13 protein-coding genes are annotated in these 18385 nt (G+C 70.3%); 12 read left to right on the top strand and 1 reads right to left on the bottom strand.

Annotated features, from left to right (window positions below):
* The first annotated feature begins 436 nt into the window (after positions 1–436).
* The gene (locus ACWV17_RS07850) at positions 437–2035 is read left to right on the top strand and encodes a restriction endonuclease (protein ID WP_455359051.1); all 1599 of its coding nucleotides are present in this window, start codon (positions 437–439) and stop codon (positions 2033–2035) included.
* Between the two features lie 416 nt (positions 2036–2451).
* Complete coding sequence (locus ACWV17_RS07845) at positions 2452–3690, top strand: IS256 family transposase (RefSeq protein WP_455359050.1); 1239 nt, start codon at positions 2452–2454, stop codon at positions 3688–3690.
* A gap of 683 nt (positions 3691–4373) precedes the next feature.
* Here the strand turns inward: ACWV17_RS07845 and ACWV17_RS07840 are convergent.
* Positions 4374–6101 carry a dolichyl-phosphate-mannose--protein mannosyltransferase gene (locus tag ACWV17_RS07840; RefSeq protein ID WP_455359049.1) on the bottom strand — a complete coding sequence of 576 codons (1728 nt, stop codon included), beginning with the start codon at positions 6099–6101 and terminating at the stop codon, positions 4374–4376.
* 62 nt (positions 6102–6163) lie between these two features.
* On the opposite strand from ACWV17_RS07840, the gene rsmI reads away from it, so the two are divergent.
* The 10 genes from rsmI to ACWV17_RS07790 all read left to right on the top strand — a co-directional run bounded on the left by rsmI (position 6164) and on the right by ACWV17_RS07790 (position 18377).
* Positions 6164–7021, top strand: a complete 858-nt coding sequence (rsmI, locus tag ACWV17_RS07835) for a 16S rRNA (cytidine(1402)-2'-O)-methyltransferase (RefSeq protein WP_455359048.1) — start codon at positions 6164–6166, stop codon at positions 7019–7021.
* A 196-nt stretch (positions 7022–7217) separates the two neighbouring features.
* A complete protein-coding gene (locus ACWV17_RS07830; RefSeq protein WP_455359047.1) occupies positions 7218–7709 on the top strand; it encodes a hypothetical protein in 492 nt (163 codons plus the stop codon).
* Positions 7710–7741: 32 nt separating this feature from the next.
* Entirely contained in the window at positions 7742–8623 is an 882-nt protein-coding gene (locus tag ACWV17_RS07825; protein ID WP_455359046.1) for a TatD family hydrolase, read from the top strand.
* 101 nt (positions 8624–8724) lie between these two features.
* The gene (locus ACWV17_RS07820; RefSeq protein WP_455359045.1) at positions 8725–10029 is read left to right on the top strand and encodes a ubiquitin-like domain-containing protein; all 1305 of its coding nucleotides are present in this window, start codon (positions 8725–8727) and stop codon (positions 10027–10029) included.
* A 16-nt stretch (positions 10030–10045) separates the two neighbouring features.
* On the top strand, positions 10046–10954 hold the full coding sequence (rsmA, locus tag ACWV17_RS07815) for a 16S rRNA (adenine(1518)-N(6)/adenine(1519)-N(6))-dimethyltransferase RsmA (RefSeq protein ID WP_455359044.1): 909 nt from the start codon (positions 10046–10048) through the stop codon (positions 10952–10954).
* Positions 10951–11859 (top strand): 4-(cytidine 5'-diphospho)-2-C-methyl-D-erythritol kinase, encoded by a 909-nt coding sequence (locus tag ACWV17_RS07810; protein ID WP_455359043.1) that lies wholly within the window; start codon positions 10951–10953, stop codon positions 11857–11859. The genes rsmA and ACWV17_RS07810 overlap by 4 nt, the downstream gene beginning before the upstream one ends.
* Positions 11860–11895: 36 nt before the next feature.
* The gene (locus ACWV17_RS07805; RefSeq protein WP_455359042.1) at positions 11896–13704 is read left to right on the top strand and encodes an ABC-F family ATP-binding cassette domain-containing protein; all 1809 of its coding nucleotides are present in this window, start codon (positions 11896–11898) and stop codon (positions 13702–13704) included.
* A 241-nt stretch (positions 13705–13945) separates the two neighbouring features.
* Complete coding sequence (locus ACWV17_RS07800; RefSeq protein WP_455359041.1) at positions 13946–15694, top strand: outer membrane protein assembly factor BamB family protein; 1749 nt, start codon at positions 13946–13948, stop codon at positions 15692–15694.
* A 61-nt stretch (positions 15695–15755) separates the two neighbouring features.
* Complete coding sequence (locus tag ACWV17_RS07795; RefSeq protein ID WP_455359040.1) at positions 15756–17507, top strand: outer membrane protein assembly factor BamB family protein; 1752 nt, start codon at positions 15756–15758, stop codon at positions 17505–17507.
* Between the two features lie 171 nt (positions 17508–17678).
* Positions 17679–18377, top strand: coding sequence for a response regulator transcription factor (locus ACWV17_RS07790; RefSeq protein WP_455351282.1), 699 nt, complete (start codon positions 17679–17681; stop codon positions 18375–18377).
* Positions 18378–18385: the final 8 nt, after the last annotated feature.

Below are 18385 nucleotides of genomic sequence, written 5' to 3'. Positions count from 1 at the left end.
CGCAGTGGCGGCGCATCGTGTGTGAGATCTACAACTGACGTCAACTGCGGCAGACAGATGTCCTATGGAACGGCGTGATCGCAGCGTCCTGATCTCGAGGGACCACGGTCTGAGCGGAGTCCATAGAGCGGGTGTCAGCCGCCGGTCCGGCTTAAGCAGGCTGGAGCTGTGCGACGGGCCCCGAGCTGCGGGCCTCCAGCTGCTGGCCGACGCAGGCAGGGCGATCGCAGTGCGGCATCGCGGCTTCCCGCACACCTGACGCACCAAAAGGTCATCAGACGGAGCTGCGGAAATGTCCAGCCCCTGTCGGTTTCGCCTTCGATGGTGCCGGTTGGCCGGGGTGGTGGCCTAGGCATGCTCACGGTGTACGTGATTCCGGGACGATCGACGGGAATGCACGTCTCGTAGCAGCAGGAGAGTTGGGGAGGGGCAGCGAGTGGCGCAGCGTGGCAACGGTCGGGGCAGCGAGTACCAACGCCAGCAGCAGACTTTACGGCGGGCTCAGGAGCAGCAGGTTCGGCAGGCGGAGAGAGCGCGCAAGGCGGCGGAGGCGGCCGCTAAGCGGCGTGAACGTGAGCGGAGGGCGGCCTACGAGCAGCAGCAGGCAGAGCTGGCGAAGGCTCGCACGATTGGGGTTGAGCACGAAGTCGAGCAGCTGGGCCAGTTGCTGCGTGACGCTCTGGTGAGTGATCCTCCCACTTCCTTCGAGGGCCGGCGTAGTACGTACGTGCCGAAAGCGCTGGATGAGCGGGCTTGGTCCCGTACAGAAGCGGCACCAAGGTGGGAGGAGTTCGCGCCGGCAGAGCCAGGTGGGCTTGCCGCAGTTCTGGGGTTCGGCAGAAGACGGTATGAAGTTGAGGTGGCCGAAGCCCGTGTGCGATTCGGTGAGGCTGAGGAGCGGCACCGGAGAGCTGAGGAGAGGCGACGTGCGACGCTGGAACGGAAGCGCACTGAGCACCGTGCGGCCGAGAAGTTAGCGCTTGAGGAGGTCCGCGCCTTCAATGAGCGTTTGGACGGGCAGCGCGAGTCGTACCGGAGCGGGGACGCTACTGCGGTCGAGGACCACATTGGGGCCGTGTTGGATGCCTCATCCTATCCCGAGGGCTTCCCTCACGAGCATCGCATTGCGTTTCGCCCCGCTACCGGTGATGTACTGGTCGAGGTCCAGCTGCCGACTGAGACGGTAGTTCCCGCTGCACGCAGTTACAGGTACGTGAAGGCCCGGGATGAGACAACTGTGGTGCCGCGTACGGAGAAGGAGCGCAAGGAGCTCTACTCATCCGTCCTAGCACAAGTCGCTTTGCGGACCGTCCATGAAGTCTTGACCAGTGATCCGGACCGGATCATCAACGGCGTCATACTCAACGGGCACGTGAAGACGATCGATCGAGCTACCGGCCAGGAGGTCTCTCCCTGCCTGGTCACTCTCAGTGCCAGCAGGGAGCAGTTTGGGAAGCTCCGGCTTAGTCAGGTCGATCCTGCAGCGTGCCTGAAGGGTCTCAATGCGCTCGTTTCTCCGAACCCCTACGACCTCGAACCCATCAGACCCATCATCGAATTCGACCTGTCGAAGTACAGGCTGATGGACAGCATGGATGTTGTGGCCGGCCTCGACAGCAGGCCAGTTCTGGTCAAGCTGACGCCCACGGAATTCGAGCACCTGATCCGCCAGCTCTTCGAGGCGATCGGCATGGAGGCATGGAACACCCAGGCATCCAAGGACGAGGGCGTAGACGCTGTGGCCGTCAGCAAGGACCCGGTCTTCAACGGGGAATGCATCATCCAGGCCAAGCGATACAGCAAACTGGTCGGTGTCGAGTCCGTGCAAGCCCTCGCAGGCGTCGTGGAGCACAAGCGGGCCGCAAAGGGAGTTCTGATCACTACTTCCTGGTTCGGGAGGGCAAGTCACGACTTCGCGCGACAGCATGGTCGTCTGCAGCTCATCGAGGGTCCAGAACTCAAGTATTTGATCAAGGAGCACCTCGGCAAGGATGTCATCCCAGGCCCGGTTCCCCCGAAGCGCCGGCCGAGATGACGCTGGCCCGTACGGCTGCCGCCGCCTGACTAGATGTCGTGCCAATACCGTGCCAGAACCACCGGCTAGTAGCAGTCCGCGGAGGTATGCAACGGGGCCGATATGCCTACCGTGGCTGTGTCGTTCCCCAGGCCCGATGACCTGGGCAGAAATTTCAGAGATCATCGCCAGGCTTACAAGGCAGTCGTACAGCCAATCGAGTGATTGCGTGACCTTCGCCGCCCCTGTACGTTCCGCGTACGGATCGGCATGGCTTGGAGGGGGGATGCCTGAAATATGGGGTTGCGTCCTGGGAAGTGGTGTACGGGTTCGACCTGATCCGGGGGTTTGCTCCGGCTTCTGGCTGATGCCCGCATAGACGAACGGCCACCGGCTGATCTTTCAAGACGACCAAGTCTTTGAAGGAGATCAGCACGATGACCGCACCTGACAGTCTGCCCCTGCACGCTCTCGCGGAAGACAATCTCGCCTCGGCGAGTCCGGACCCGCTGCGCGCGATGGTCAAGACGTTCGCCGACGCGCTGATGTCGGCGGAGGCCGACGCCCTCTGCAACGCCGAGTACGGGCAGGTCAGCGAGGAACGCGTCAACCATCGCAACGGCTACCGCCCGCGCGAGTGGGACACCCGCGCCGGGACTGTCGAACTCGCCGTCCCCAAGCTCCGGCAGGGCAGTTACTTCCCGCACTGGCTCCTCGAACGCCGTCGCCGGGCCGAACAGGCCCTCATTTCGGTGGTCGCCACCGCCTACCTGCTGGGCGTCTCCACTCGCCGGGTCGAGAAACTCGCCGAGTCCCTCGGCGTCACCCAGCTGTCGAAGTCCCAAGTCAGCGCGATGGCCAAGCACCTGGACGAACAGGTCGCCGCCTTCCGCAACCGGCCCCTGGATGCCGGGCCGTATGCGTTCGTCTGGGTCGACGCGCTCACCCAGAAGGTCCGCGAAGGCGGCCGGATCGTCAACGTCCACGCACTGATCGCGGTCGGCGTCAACGCCGACGGGCACCGCGAGATCCACGGCATCGACGTCGCCACCGCCGAGGACGGCGCCGGCTGGCTCGCCCTCCTGCGCTCACTGATCGCCCGCGGTCTGTCCGGCGTCCAGCTCGTCACCTCCGATGCCCATGTGGGCCTCGTCGACGCCATCGGCGCGGTCCTGCCTGGTGCGTCGTGGCAGCGATGTCGCACCCACTACGCGAGGAACTTGCTGAGCCAGGTTCCGAAATCGGCCCAGCCCTGGGTGGCCACACTGCTGCGGACGGTCTTCGAACAGCCCGACACCGACGCCGTCCAGGCCCAGATGAGGCACGTCCTGGACGCTCTGGAGGCCAAGTTCCCCAAGGCCGCAGCCCACTTGGACGATGCCCAGCACGATCTGCTGGCCTTCACCGCTTTCCCGCGCGAGATCTGGCGGCAGATCTGGTCGAACAATCCGCAGGAGCGGCTGAACAAGGAGATCCGCCGCCGCACCGACGTCGTCGGCATCTTCCCCGACCGCACCGCCGTGGTCCGGCTCGTCGGCGCGGTCCTGGCCGAGCAGAACGACGAGTGGACCGAGGCCCGCCGCTACATGGGCCGCGAACTCCTCGCCAAGGCCCGCCTCCACCCGATCGAGTCAGAAACCGACGACACCGTTCTGCTCACCGAACTCACCGCATAGCCTCAAAACGAGATCACCGAGTGGCCGTCGATACACCACTCCAGCGGACGTGACCCCCACCTCTCATGCTCTCAGCTCTGGTGACCTACTTGAGAGCCAACGACGCCGGCCCCGGCTTCTACCAGTTGGCCAAGGACCTCCAGCTTCTACCCATGAGCGCATCGCAGGAGGAGAAGGACAGCTTCTGGGCCAAACATGTAGGCCGACTCCACGAAGCCCACGGCGCTGGACGAACTTCGGCCTGAGTGTCTAACCGCGTGACAACCACAGCGAAACCCCGGAACTGGTGTGGGCCGCCTATCGTCGCCCGGGAAGGATTCGACGGTGTCGCCTGACATCCACGGCTGACATCAACGAGGCCGGACGGCAGCGACTCCGGGCGGCCGTATGCATCAGCGCAGGCGCCACGGCATCCGACCGACGAGGCAGGTCGATCGAACTCCTAAAGCGGTGATCAGCCACTCTGAACTCGCGTTGTGGGTCATGTGTGGGCCAGAGAGCCACCCAGAGGGCTCGAGCGGGCGTGTAGGCGCGGAGTACGACAGCGCTCCGCGGTGCGCAGGCGGCCCGGAACCCTGGGCCGTCTGTGGGCCGTCAAAGGGCGGCCCAGGACGACCAGCAACCACCATCAACAACCACGGCTGGCCCGGCACCGAGAGGTGTCGGGCCCGCCGTTGTTGCAGCTAGACCCAGGTGTCGAACCACATGCGGTTGCGCCAGGAGTCCATCGGGATCGGCTGGCCCGTGTACAGCGGGTAGAAGTAGATGAAGTTCCAGACGATCAGCAGCACCAGCAGGCCCGAACCCACCGCCCCGATCGTGCGGCGCCGTTCGCTCGCGCCCGCCGGCCCCAGCAGGGCGCCGATCATCATCGCCACCGCCAGGCAGAGGTAGGGCACGAACACGACCGCGTAGAAGAGGAAGATCGTGCGCTCCTGGTAGTTGAACCAGGGCAGATAGCCCGCCGCGATCGCACAGGCGATCGCGCCCGCCCGCCAGTCGCGGCGGAACGCCCAGCGCCACAGTACGTACAGCAGCGCCAGGCAGCCCGCCCACCACAGCAGCGGGGTGCCCAGGGCCAGGACCTCGCGGGCGCACTTGCCCGCCTCCGTCGCCGGGCAGCCGTCGTCACCGGCGGCCGGCGACTCGTAGAAGTACGAGACGGGCCGGCCCAGCACCAGCCAGCTCCACGGATTCGACTCGTACGTGTGGGCCGAGGTCAGGTCCACATGGAACTGGTAGACCTCGGTCTCGTAGTGCCACAGGCTGCGCAGCCAGTCCGGCAGCCAGGTGAAGCTCCCGCCCGCGCCGTCGCCCTTGGCCCAGTCCCGGAAGTAGCCGCCCTTGCCGTTGTCGGGGCTGAGGATCCAGCCGGTCCACGAGGCGACGTACGTGACCAGTGCGACCGGCACCGTGGAGACGAAGGCCGGCAGCGCGTCCCGCCGCAGCATCGCCCGGTACGGACTCACCGCGCCCGCGACCCGCCGCGCGCCCACGTCCCACAGGACCGTCAGGATGCCGAAGAAGACGATGACCACGGCGCCGTTCCACTTGGTGCCGAACGCCAGGCCCAGGCACACGCCCGCCGCGATCCGCCAGGGCCGCGGGCCCAGCCGCAGCGTCTGGGCGATCGCGACGCTAGGGCGCGTCACCCCGTCGGCGTCGACCGGCAGGGCCGCCGCGAGCCGGGCGCGCGCCCGGTCGCGGTCGATGAGCAGGCAGCCGAACGCGGCCAGCACGAAGAACATCAGCACCTGGTCGAGCAGCGCGGTGCGGCTCATCACGAAGTGCAGCCCGTCGACGGCCAGCAGCGCGCCCGCCAGACAGCCCAGGAAGGTGGAGCGGAAGAGCCGTCGGCCGATGCGGCACAGCATCAGCACCGAGAGCGTGCCGAGCACGGCGGTCATGAACCGCCAGCCGAACGGATCGAAGCCGAAGATCCACTCGCCCGCGCCGATGACCCACTTGCCGACCGGCGGGTGCACCACATAGCCGGGGTCCGTGGGAATCGCGACCTTCGACGGGTCGGCGATGATCGCTTTGTCGATGTCCTTGGGCCAGCTGGACTCGATCCCGCGGTTGATCAGCGCCCAGGCGTCCTTGGCGTAGTACGTCTCGTCGAATATCACCGCCTTGGGGCTGCCCAGGTTCACGAACCGCAGCACCCCCGCCACCAGGGCCACCAGCAGCGGTCCGCCCCACGCCGACCAGCGCACCAGGCGCTGCGCGACGCCGGGTGGCAGCCCGAGCACCGTCCACAGGTGTGCGGACGGCTTTGTGTACGGAGGCACCAGCCGCTCACGGACACCCGCGTTCGCCGGGGTCGCGTAGCCGAACCGGCGCAGCCGCCGCTGCCAGGACGGCGGCTCTTCGTCGGCGGCCCGGGCGGGGTGGGTCGCAGTGGTGGTCACCGGGTCATCGTAGGGAACGGATCTGTGCCGGGGGTGGGCGCGGGCCCTGCGAGGATGGTCGGGTGACAGGAACGCTGGTACTCGCAGGGACCCCCATCGGTGACGTCGCGGACGCGCCGCCCCGGCTCGCCGCCGAGCTGGAGACGGCCGACGTCGTCGCCGCCGAGGACACCCGGCGGCTGCGCCGGCTGACCCAGGCGCTGGGCGTGCACACCTCGGGGCGTGTCGTGTCGTACTTCGAGGGCAACGAGTCCGCCCGTACGCCCGAACTGGTCGAGGCCCTGGAGGGCGGCGCCCGGGTGCTGCTGGTCACCGACGCCGGGATGCCGTCCGTCTCCGATCCCGGCTACCGGCTGGTCGCCGCGGCCGTCGAGAAGGACATCAAGGTCACCGCCGTCCCCGGGCCCTCCGCCGTGCTGACCGCCCTGGCCCTGTCGGGCCTGCCGGTGGACCGCTTCTGCTTCGAGGGCTTCCTGCCCCGCAAGGCGGGCGAGCGCCTCGGCCGGCTGCGCGAGGTCGCCGGCGAGCGCCGCACCCTCGTCTACTTCGAGGCCCCGCACCGGCTGGACGACACGCTCGCCGCGATGGCCGAGGTGTTCGGCGAGGAGCGGCGGGCCGCGGTCTGCCGTGAGCTGACCAAGACGTACGAGGAAGTCAAGCGCGGCCCGCTCGCGGCGCTCGCCGCCTGGGCGGCCGAGGGCGTCCGCGGCGAGATCACCGTCGTCGTGGAGGGCGCGGCGGACACCGGACCGCAGGAGCTCGACCCGGCCGAGCTGGTCCGCCGCGTGCAGGTGCGTGAAGAGGCGGGGGAGCGGCGCAAGGAGGCCATCGCGGCGGTGGCGGCGGAGGCCGGGCTGCCCAAGCGGGAGGTGTTCGATGCCGTGGTGGCGGCAAAGAACGCGGCACGGAAGGTGCCATAAGTCGGTAAAGGGCTAACCTGAAAAGCAAACCTTAGGCCGCGCACCGGGCCGATTCGCCATGAGCTGCCCAAAACCGCTCCAACAGACGACAGACCTGATGCGCTCCCGCCGGAACAGGCGTCCACTGGTCTCGGGGCTGTCCGGCCAAGATCCGCCGGACAGCCCCGAGTGCCACCAGCGGACCAGAGGAGCTGGCATGAGTGAGATCGCAGACACCCCGACCCCTGCCACCGCTCACCCCACGAGCAGCGGCGTGGCCACCGCGCACGAGTCCTACGCGTTCGCCTGCATGAGGTGCGGGTACGGCTGGGAGCAGTCGTACGACATCGAGCACCATGTCGACGGCCAGGGCAGGCAGTTCGTCACGTACAAGGCCAACGGGGAGCGGGTCCCCTCGCCGCTCTCGAAGCCCACCTGCCTGAACTGCGGCATGCATGTCGTGCGCATCATGCGGGCCGGTCAGGTCTCCTCGGTACTGGGCACGCTGGAGGAGCTGTACCACTACCCGGTCGCGCCGGGGATCGCCGGGCCGGTCCCGGCCGGCCACCCGGTCAAGCACCCGCCCAAGCCGGCCGGGCCGGCCGGTGAGGCGGCCGCCGCGGAGCGCGCGACGCCGGGTACGGGCGAGGCCGAAGTCGGGCACCACTGGCAGCTCTCCCACTTGTTCCGCGCCTTCCACCGCAAGTGATACGGCTCCGCGGCCCCTCGTAGGATCGGCCCATGCCGAACACTCCCGGGGCCAAGGACGCTCCGCCGCCGCTGCCCGAACCGCTCGGGGTGCCGGTCGCCGACTCGCACACGCACCTCGACATGCAGGAGGGCACCGTCGAAGGTGCCCTGGAGAAGGCGGCCTCGGTCGGCGTCACCACGGTGGTCCAGGTGGGCTGCGACGTGAAGGGCTCGCGCTGGGCGGCGGAGACGGCTGCCGCGTGGGAGAACGTGTGGGCGACGGTCGCCCTCCACCCCAACGAGGCCCCGCGCATCGTCCACGGCGACCCCGACGGCTGGTCGCGCCAGGGAGCGCGCGAGGCGGGCGGGGACGCGGCCCTCGACGACGCGCTCGCCGAGATCGACCGGCTGGCCGCGCTGCCGCACGTGCGGGGCGTGGGCGAGACCGGGCTGGACTACTTCCGCACCGGACCCGACGGGATGGCCGCGCAGGAGCGTTCCTTCCGCGCGCACATCGAGATTGCCAAACGGCACGGCAAGGCGCTCGTCATCCACGACCGCGACGCGCACGCCGATGTGCTGCGCGTGCTGCGGGAGGAGGGGGCGCCCGAGCGGACCGTCTTCCACTGCTATTCGGGCGACGCGGAGATGGCCGAGGTCTGCGCGGCCGCGGGCTATTTCATGTCCTTCGCCGGCAACATGACCTTCAAGAACGCCCAGCCGCTGCGCGACGCGCTCGCCGTCGCGCCGCTCGATCTCGTGCTCGTCGAGACGGACGCGCCCTTCCTGACGCCCGCGCCCTACCGCGGACGGCCCAACGCGCCGTATCTCGTTCCGGTCACGGTCCGGGCCATGGCCGCGGTGCGGGGCATCCACGAGGACGCCATGGCGGAAGCGATCTCCGTGAACACGGCTCGTGCGTTCGATTACTGAGTGAAGCCGCGCCGCTTTGGAGAGTGACGGCCGCTCCGCTAGTGTCCCGGCCCGCAGCGTCAGACAGGGCCTAGGCGGGACCGGACACTGGAGCGAGCGTCGTGAGCAATTCGCAGGGCAGTCACCGGGCGGTGCGCGGGGGCGACGTGCCGTTCGCCGAGCAGGCGACCCTCCCGGCCGGCCTCCCGTACGCCCGTGAGCCCGCGCCCACACCCCCGCGCACACCCACGCTCCCGGTACCGCTGGCGGCCGGGGCGGCCGGCGGCCGGGCCGAGGCCCGCCGGGCCGCCCGCCGGCGCAAGGCCGTCCAGGCGCCCGAGGGGCTGCGCCGCATGCTCCCCAAGGCGCTGGTCATGGCGTTCCTGGCCGGCGGCACCTCGGCGTTCCTCGTGCACGACAAGGCGGTACGGCTCACCGTCGACGGCGTCCCGCGCACCATGCACACCTTCGCCGACGACGTGGAGGAACTGCTGGAGGACCAGGGGGTCGAGGTCGGCCGGCACGACATCGTCGCCCCCGCCCCCGGCGCCGAGCTGGCCAACGGCGACGAGGTCGTCGTCCGGTACGGCCGCCCCGTCACGCTCACGCTCGACGGCCGGCGCCGCCAGGTGTGGACCACCGCGCGCACCGTCGACGGCGCACTGCGCCAGCTCGGGGTGCGCGCGGAGGGCGCGTACCTCTCCGCCTCGCGCTCCTCCGCCATCTCCCGCCACGGCCTCACGCTGGACGTCCGCACCGAGCGCACGGTCACCTTCATGGCCGACGGCCGCGAGCACACCATCCGTACGAACGCCGCGACCGTGGCGGAGGCCCTCGGGGAGGCCGGCCTCACCCTGCGCGGCCAGGACACCACCTCCGTGCCGCCCGGCTCCTTCCCGCGCGACGGCCAGACCGTCACCGTCATGCGGATCACCGGGTCGAAGCAGGTCCGCGAGGAGCCGATCCGGTTCGACGTCCGCCGGACCGAGGACCCGTCGCTCTTCACCGGTACGGAGGTCGTCGTACGCGCCGGTGAACCGGGCTCCCGGCGGGTCACCTACGCCCTGCGCAGCGTCAACGGCGTCCGGCAGAAGCCCCGGAGGATCGCCGAAGAGGTGGTACGCAAGCCGGTCACCCAGCTCGTCAGGGTCGGCACCAGGACGCGGCCGGCGTCCGTCCAGGGCGCCGACGGGCTCAACTGGAGCGGGCTCGCCCGCTGTGAGTCGGGCGGCCGCCCCGGCGCGGTCGATCCCTCGGGCACGTACGGCGGGCTGTACCAGTTCGACACCCGCACGTGGCAGGCCCTGGGCGGCAGCGGCCGGCCGCAGGACGCGAGCGCGGGCGAGCAGACGTACCGGGCGAAGAAGCTGTACGTACAGCGGGGCGCGAGCCCCTGGCCGCACTGCGGCCGGCTGCTCCGCGGCTGACCCTTAGGCTTGACCGGTGAGCACCACTGAACCCGAGCCGTCCGACGCCCTGCTGGGGCCCGCCGACATCCGCGAACTGGCCGCCGCGCTGGGCGTACGTCCCACCAAGCAGCGCGGCCAGAACTTCGTCATCGACGCCAACACGGTCCGGCGGATCGTGCGCACGGCGGGCGTGCGGCCGGACGACGTGGTGGTGGAGGTCGGGCCGGGGCTCGGCTCGCTGACGCTGGCGCTGCTGGAGGCGGCGGACCGGGTCGTCGCGGTCGAGATCGACGACGTACTGGCCGGTGCGCTGCCCGCGACGATCGCGGCCCGGATGCCGGCCCGCGCGGACCGTTTCTCCCTCGTGCACACCGACGCGATGCTGGTCGAGGAGCTGCCGGGCCCGCCACCGACCGCGCTGGTCGCCAATCTCCCGTACAACGTCGCCGTGCCGGTCCTGCTCACCATGCTGGACCGCTTTCCGACCATCGAGCGGACGCTGGTCATGGTCCAGGCGGAGGTCGCCGACCGGCTGGCCGCCAAGCCCGGCAACAAGGTGTACGGAGTGCCGTCGGTGAAGGCCAACTGGTACGCGGAGGTCAAGCGCGCCGGGGCCATCGGCCGCAACGTGTTCTGGCCGGCGCCGAACGTCGACTCGGGGCTCGTCGCGCTGGTGCGCCGGTCCGAACCGCTGAAGACCACCGCCACCAAGGCGGAGGTCTTCGCGGTCGTCGACGCGGCCTTCGCGCAGCGCCGCAAGACGCTGCGGGCCGCGCTCGCCGGCTGGGCCGGATCGGCCCCCGCCGCCGAGGCGGCGCTGGTCGCGGCCGGGGTCTCGCCGCAGGCGCGGGGCGAGGCGCTGACGGTCGAGGAGTTCGCCCGTATCGCGGAGGCGGCGAAGGCGGCGGAGTCCGACAGGGATGCGAAGGAGACGTCCGCGTGAGCAGGAGCATCACGGTCCGCGTGCCCGCGAAGGTCAATGTGCAGCTCGCGGTGGGCGGCCCGCGCCCGGACGGCTTCCACGACCTGGCGAACGTCTTCCTCGCGGTGAGCCTGTACGACGAGGTCACGGTCACGCCCGCCGACACGCTGCGGATCACCTGCTCCGGCCCGGACGCGCACCAGGTCCCGCTGGACCGTACGAACCTGGCGGCGCGGGCGGCAGAACTGCTGGCCGCGCGCAACGGCATCGCGCCCGACGTGCACCTCCACATCGCCAAGGACATCCCCGTCGCCGGCGGCATGGCCGGCGGCAGCGCGGACGGCGCGGGCGCGCTGCTCGCGTGCGACGCGCTGTGGGGCACGGGCGCCTCGCGGGCCGAACTGCTCGACATCTGCGCCGAACTGGGCAGCGATGTGCCGTTCAGCCTGGTCGGCGGTGCGGCGCTCGGCACCGGCCGCGGCGAGCACCTGACGCCGCTGGACGTCGGCGGTACCTTCCACTGGGTCTTCGCGGTGGCCGACGGCGGGCTGTCCACCCCCGCGGTGTACCGGGAGTTCGACCGCCTGACCGAGGGCACGGACGTTCCTCTCCCCGAGGCGTCCCCGGCCCTGCTGGCCGCCCTGCGCACCGGCGACCCCGCCGCGCTGGCGGACGCCCTGGCCAACGACCTGCAGCCCGCGGCGCTGTCGCTGCGCCCGTCCCTGGCCGACACCCTGGCGGCGGGCACGGCGGCCGGCGCCCTGGCGGCGCTGGTCTCGGGCTCCGGCCCGACGACGGCGTTCCTGACGAAGGACGCGGACTCGGCGGAATCGGTCGCGAAGGCCCTGCTGACCTCGGGAACCTGCCGCACGGCCCGGGTGGCGTCGTCGCCGGCCGAGGGCGCGACCGTGATCCCGGCCAACTAGGCTGGGGAGTCGATCCAACCCGTCCCAGGAGCGTTGATGGCCGTCAATCTGGTCAATGTCGAGGCAGTCAGCAAGGTGTACGGCACCCGTACCCTGCTCGACGGCATCTCCCTCGGCGTGTCCGAGGGGGACCGGATCGGTGTCGTGGGCCGCAACGGTGACGGCAAGACGACCCTCATCCGGATGCTCGCGAAGCTGGAGGAGGCCGACAGCGGCCGGGTCACCCACAGCGGCGGTCTGCGCCTCGGGGTGCTGACCCAGCACGATTCGCTCGACCCCGCCGCGACCGTCCGGCACGAGATCATCGGCGACCTCGCCGACCACGAGTGGGCCGGCAACGCCAAGATCCGAGACGTACTGACCGGGCTCTTCGGCGGGCTGGACCTGCCCGGCTTCGGGCACGGGCTGGACACCGTGATCGGCCCGCTCTCCGGCGGTGAGCGCCGCCGGATCGCGCTGGCCAAGCTGCTGATCGCCGAACAGGACCTGGTCGTCCTCGACGAGCCGACGAACCACCTCGACGTCGAGGGCATCGCCTGGCTGGCCCAGCACCTCCAGGTGCGCCGCTCGGCGCTGGTCTGCGTCACCCACGACCGCTGGTTCCTCGACCAGGTGTGCACCCGGATGTGGGACGTCCAGCGGGGTGATGTGCACGAGTACGAGGGCGGCTACAGCGACTACGTGTTCGCGCGGGCCGAGCGCGAGCGCATCGCCGCCACCGAGGAAGTGAAGCGGAAGAACCTCGTCCGTAAGGAGCTGGCCTGGCTGCGGCGCGGCGCCCCGGCCCGGACCAGCAAGCCGCGGTTCCGGGTGGAGGCGGCCAACGAGCTGATCGCGGACGTGCCGCCGCCCCGGGACACCGCCGAGCTGATGAAGTTCGCGAACTCACGCCTGGGCAAGACGGTGTTCGACCTGGAGGACGTGACGGTCCAGGCCGGGCCGAAGGTGCTGCTCAAGCACCTCACCTGGCAGCTCGGCCCGGGCGACCGGATCGGCCTCGTCGGCGTGAACGGCGCGGGCAAGACCTCGCTGCTACGGGCGCTGGCCGAGGCGGCCCGTACCCAGGGCGACGTACAGCCGGTGGCCGGGAAGATCGCGGTCGGCAGGACCGTGAAGCTCGCCTACCTCTCGCAGGAGGTCGGCGAACTCGACCCGTCCCTGCGGGTGCTGGAGGCGGTCCAGCGGGTGCGCGACCGGGTGGACCTGGGCAAGGGCCGTGAGATGACGGCGGGGCAGCTGTGCGAGCAGTTCGGCTTCTCGAAGGAGAAGCAGTGGACGCCCGTCGGCGACCTCTCGGGCGGGGAGCGGCGCCGGCTGCAGATCCTGCGTCTGCTGATGGACGAGCCGAACGTCCTCTTCCTCGACGAGCCGACGAACGACCTCGACATCGAGACGCTGACCCAGCTGGAGGACCTGCTCGACGGCTGGCCCGGCTCGATGATCGTCATCAGTCACGACCGGTTCTTCATCGAGCGGACCACCGACAAGGTGCTGGCGCTGCTCGGCGACGCGTCGCTGCGGATGCTGCCGCGCGGGCTCGACGAGTACCTGGAGCGCCGCCGCCGGATCATCGAGTCCGCGACGCCCGCTCCGGCGGTCGCCGCGGCTGCGGCTGCGGCGAAGGAGAAGCCGGCCGGTGACGCACGCGCGGCGAAGAAGGAACTGCAGAAGATCGAGCGGCAGTTGAACAAGCTCTCCGACCGGGAGACCAGCCTGCACGCGCAGATCGCCGACAACGCCACCGACTTCGGGAAGGTGGCGAAACTGGACACGGAACTGCGCGAACTGCTCGCCGAGCGGGACACGTTGGAAATGCGCTGGCTGGAGCTTGCGGAGGACGCGTGAAGACCGCGGCAGCCGTATAACGCCGCATAACAAGGCCGTCACAGGCCGGTCCTCCCTTGGGAACAGGGGCTGGACCGGCCCTTCGCGCACCAGGGCGGAGTGATAGAAAGAACTCCCGCTCGACTGACGTGTATATGCGGGATCCATGCCCGATTCGCTCCTTTCCGGCGGTGTTTCACGCGTCGGAATTGCGGGGGAGGCCGGTCGGGCGGTGGACCCCCGCGTGAAGAGGTAAGTGCTGATGAGTCAGCCGCCCAACCAGCCACCGCCGGGGGGCTTCGGCGCGCCCCAGGACCCCCAGCAGGGGGCTCCGCAGATGCCGCCGGTCCCGCCGGCCCAGCCCGGTTACGGCTATCCGCAGGCACCGCAGCCCGGTTACGGCTACCCGCAGGGCGCGCAGCCCGCGGGGGACAACCCGTACGCGCAGCAGCAGCCCGGCGGCCCGTACGGACAGCAGCCCGGCCCGTACGGCCAGCCCGGCCCGTACGGACAGCAGCCCGGTCAGCCCGGCGGCGCGTACGGCTATCCCCCCCAGCAGTTCCCGGGCGCCCCGGCGGCGGCCGGCGGCGGCCGGAACCCGTTCAAGGGCAAGCCCGCGCTCATCATCGCCGCGGCCGTGGCCGGCCTGCTCGTGATCGGCGGCGGTGCCTACGCGCTGGTCGGCAGCGGCGACACCGACGACAACAAGCCGAAGGCCGGCAAGAGCCAGGAGGCGGCGCCGACCGGCTCGCCCACCGTCGACGAGGGCGACGGCAACGGCGACGGCCGGGAGGGCAACGTGGACCTCAACGCCGGGCGCAAGCCGGGCGAGGACAAGGTCCTGTGGCTGAAGACGAACGACGTCGACGTGCCCGGCAGCGGCGCGGATGCGCTCGGCATGTGGTTCGCGGGCGATGTGGTCGTCAAGGCCGCGTACCGGTCCGTCACCGCGTACGGCGTCGCCGACGGCCGCAAGCGCTGGTCCGTGCCGTTCACCGGCGACATCTGCGGGGCGCCCCGGCAGACCACCGCGGACGGCAAGGTCGTGGTCGGTTTCAAGGGCGGCACCTCGAAGGACGCCGACTGCAACCAGCTCAAGATGATCGACCTCAAGTCCGGCAAGGAGGGATGGACGAAGGAGATCCCCGAGGAGGGCGCCTTCGACATCATGACCCAGCTGGACCTGGCGATCAGCGGGAACACCGTGACCGCCACCCGGATGGGCCCCTCCAGCGCCTTCCAGGTCAGCGACGGCAAGAAGCTGTTCGTCAAGGCGTCCGGTCCGTGCAGTGTCAGCTCGTTCGCGGGCGGCGCCAAGCTGGTCGCCGTTGAGTCCTGCCACAAGACGGAGACCGAACAGGTCGAGGAGTTCGACCCGGTGACCGGCAAGCCCAAGTGGACGTTCAAGGTCCCCAAGGGCTGGTCGGTCCGCAAGGTGTTCTCCGTGAACCCTCTTGTCCTTTACATGACCAACAAGGACAAGAACCAGTGGAACGTCACCACCCTCAACGCCGACAGCGTCCGCTCGCAGCTCGACACCAAGGACAACTTCCAGCCCGACTGCGGATTCTCGATCATCGACCGTGATCTGCAGGCCTGTATCGGCGCGGCCGCCGACGCCGGCACGCTTTACCTGCCGACCGAGCCCAAGCAGGGCAGCGGCGGCGGACGTTCCAACGAGGTCGTCGCCTTCGACCTCGACACCGGTAAGGCCAAGTGGCGTTCGGCGGCCGGCGAGGGCCGCACGATGCTGCCGCTGCGGGCCGAGGGCGGGACCGTCGTGGCGTACCTGGAGCCCTCGTACGACAAGGGCGGCGCGGTCGTGAGCATCCCCGCGGGCGGCGGCAAGCCGAAGGTGCTGCTTCAGCACCCCGAGGCGGCCTCCGACGTCGAGGACTCCTTCTTCTCCAAGCAGGTCGACTACGTGGACGGCCGGTTCTTCGTCTCGACCACCCGGCTCTCGGGCAAGGACGACACCCAGGAGAAGCTCATGATCGCCTTCGGCAAGTGAGCCCGCCGCGTACGTCCCCGACCCCCGTCCCCCACTCCCCTTCCTCAGAGGTACGACCGCGATGACCCAGCCGCCTCCGCCCCCCAACCAGCCGCCCCCGCCGCCCAACCAGCCGCCGCAGGGCGGGTTCGGCGCGCCCCAGGACCCCCCGCCCGGCGGGTTCGGCGCACCGCAGCAGCCCCCGGCGTACGGCTATCCGCAGACCCAGCCGCCGGGTGGCCCCGGTTACGGCTACCCGCAGACCCCGCCGCCCGGGCAGCACGGCTACGGCTACCCGGCCCAGCCCCCCATGCCCCAGCCGGTCTACCCCGGCAGCGGGGGCACCGGTGGCGCCGGCGGTGGCGGCGGCAAGAAGCTCAACGCCCAAATGATGATCATCATTGCGGCGGTCGTCGCAGTGGCCCTGATCATCGGCGGAGGCGTCTGGTACGCCTCCGGCAAGGACGACAACGGCGGCAAGCCGGACGAGTCCAAGGGCACCTCGGGCCCGACAGAGGGCGGCGAGGGAGGCAAGGGCGGCGACACCCTCGGCTTCCAGGGCGAGGGCAAGGAGAAGCCCCCGGCCGACACGAAGTCCCAGGTCGCCTTCCAGGTGCCGCAGCCCGCGGTCGACAGCGTGACCTCGGTGGAAGGCTCCTGGGCCACCGACACGGTGTACGCCAAGAGCGGCCTGGGCCAGATCATCGGCTACGACCCGGCCAAGGGGACCCAGAAGTGGGCCATCCCGCTGCCGGGCCAGGTCTGCGCGGCGACGCACCACGTCACCCAGGACAACAAGACGGCGATCGTGTTCGAGCCCGCCAAGCGGACCGCCACCGAGAAGTACCAGCCGTGCACCGAGGTCGGCGTCATCGACCTCGACGCCGGCAAGCTGCTGTGGACCAAGTCCGCCAAGGGCGCCAACGGCGGCGACGCCGCGATCGACTTCAAGGAGGTCACCATCGGCGGCCCCACCGTCGCCGCGGGCGGCATCCGGGGCGGCGCCGCGTGGAACCTCGCGGACGGTGCGCCCCGATGGGTGCCCAAGGTCGATCCCGAAGGCTGCTACGACATGGGCTACGCCGGTGGTGAGGCGCTGGCCACCGTCCGCAAGTGCGGCTCGTACGACGACCGGTACCTGCTCATCCAGGCGCTGAACCCGGCCACGGGCGCGCCGCTGTCCACGTACAAGATGACGGCCGGCATCGAGTGGGCCAGCATCGTCTCCAGCAAGCCGCTGGTGGTCGCGGCCGACGTCGGCGACAGCGCCGGCGACGGCAGCGGTATCTCCGACTTCTTCTCGATCGACGAGAAGACCGGCAAGCTGCGCAGCAAGATCACGGTCGACGCCGACCGGTACGCGGCCCTGTGCGCCAGCACCCAGGTCGAGTCCTGCCAGAAGGTCGTGGTCGGCAACGGCCGGATCTACGTGCCCACCGAGGAGCACGAGGGCACCGACGAGTACAGCGACACCAACGAGATCGTCTCCTTCGACCTGATGACCGGCAAGGCGACCACCGACCGGGCGGACGCGGGCGGCAGCTACACGATGTTCCCGCTGCGCATGGACGGCGGCGACATCATCGCGTACAAGTGGCCCCCGTACGACAAGGGCGGACAGATCGTCAGCATCGACGGCCGTACGTTCAAGCAGACGGTGCTGCTGGAGAACCCGGGCGAGAAGTCGGTGCGCGCGGCGGAGACCAGCTTCTCGACGGACTACGCGGAGATCCGGTACACGAGCGGCCGGATGTACACCTCCGAGGTCACGATCAGTAAGCCGTACAGCACCACGGACAAGGAGTACCTGGTGGTTGCCTTCGCCGCCGGATGACGGTCGGCGCGGCAGATACGGAACCCAGCAGGTACGGAAGCCCCCGGAATGGCGAAGAATTCGGCATTCCGGGGGCTTCCGCCCGGTAACGGGCGCGCAAAGTCGAACAAGCGTGTAGCTTGCCGGGGTCAGGAGGGCCGGGGGGCCCGCTCCTGGGGGATGGGGGGTTCGATGGGAGTGCGGCTCATGGTGGTCGACGACCACCGTCTGCTGGCCGAGGCGCTCGCCTCGGCGCTGAAACTGCGCGGGCACCGGGTGCTCGCCGCGGCCGCGCCCACCTCGGGCGCCGCCGAGCTGGTCGTGAGCAGGGCACCGGAGGTGTGCCTGTTCGGTACGGCGAACCCGGCCGAACCGGACGCCTTCGAGCCGATCGTACGGATCAAGCGCGAGCGGCCGCAGGTGGCCGTGGTGGTGCTGGGCCCGGTGCCGAGCCCGCGCGGGATCGCCGCGGCCTTCGCGGCCGGCGCCTCGGGGTACGTACGCCACGACGAACGCATCGAGGGCGTCGAGCGCGCGATGGTCAAGGCCCGGACGGGCGAGGCGGCGGTCGCGCCGCAGCTGCTTCAGGGGGCCTTCGCCGAGCTGCTCAACCCGGCCGCCCAGCCGGACGACGAGGGCACCCGGCTGCTGCGGATCCTGACGCCGCGCGAAGTGGAGGTGCTGGTCCGGGTCGCGGAGGGCGAGGACACCCGGCTGATCGCCGCGGGGATGGGGATCGCTTCGAGTACGGCCCGGACACATGTCCAGCGGGTGCTGATGAAGCTGGGCGTCGGGTCCCGCCTGGAGGCGGCGGCGCTCGCGGCGCGCACCGGGCTGCTGGACCGCGCGCCCGTACCGGGGCAGCCCACGGCATCGTCCCGGGACGACTGACCCCCGGA

This window comes from Streptomyces mabaensis (assembly GCF_053763515.1).
The sequence above is the reverse complement of the archived record's forward strand: the minus strand, read 5'-3'. Positions and strand labels throughout refer to the sequence as shown.

Coding starts and splice junctions, on each gene's coding strand:
- ACWV17_RS07845 (WP_455359050.1), top strand. CDS start 2,452: ATGACCGCACCTGACAGTCTGCCCCTGCACGCTCTCGCGGAAGACAAT.
- ACWV17_RS07830 (WP_455359047.1), top strand. CDS start 7,218: ATGAGTGAGATCGCAGACACCCCGACCCCTGCCACCGCTCACCCCACG.
- ACWV17_RS07825 (WP_455359046.1), top strand. CDS start 7,742: ATGCCGAACACTCCCGGGGCCAAGGACGCTCCGCCGCCGCTGCCCGAA.
- ACWV17_RS07805 (WP_455359042.1), top strand. CDS start 11,896: ATGGCCGTCAATCTGGTCAATGTCGAGGCAGTCAGCAAGGTGTACGGC.
- ACWV17_RS07800 (WP_455359041.1), top strand. CDS start 13,946: ATGAGTCAGCCGCCCAACCAGCCACCGCCGGGGGGCTTCGGCGCGCCC.
- ACWV17_RS07795 (WP_455359040.1), top strand. CDS start 15,756: ATGACCCAGCCGCCTCCGCCCCCCAACCAGCCGCCCCCGCCGCCCAAC.
- ACWV17_RS07790 (WP_455351282.1), top strand. CDS start 17,679: ATGGGAGTGCGGCTCATGGTGGTCGACGACCACCGTCTGCTGGCCGAG.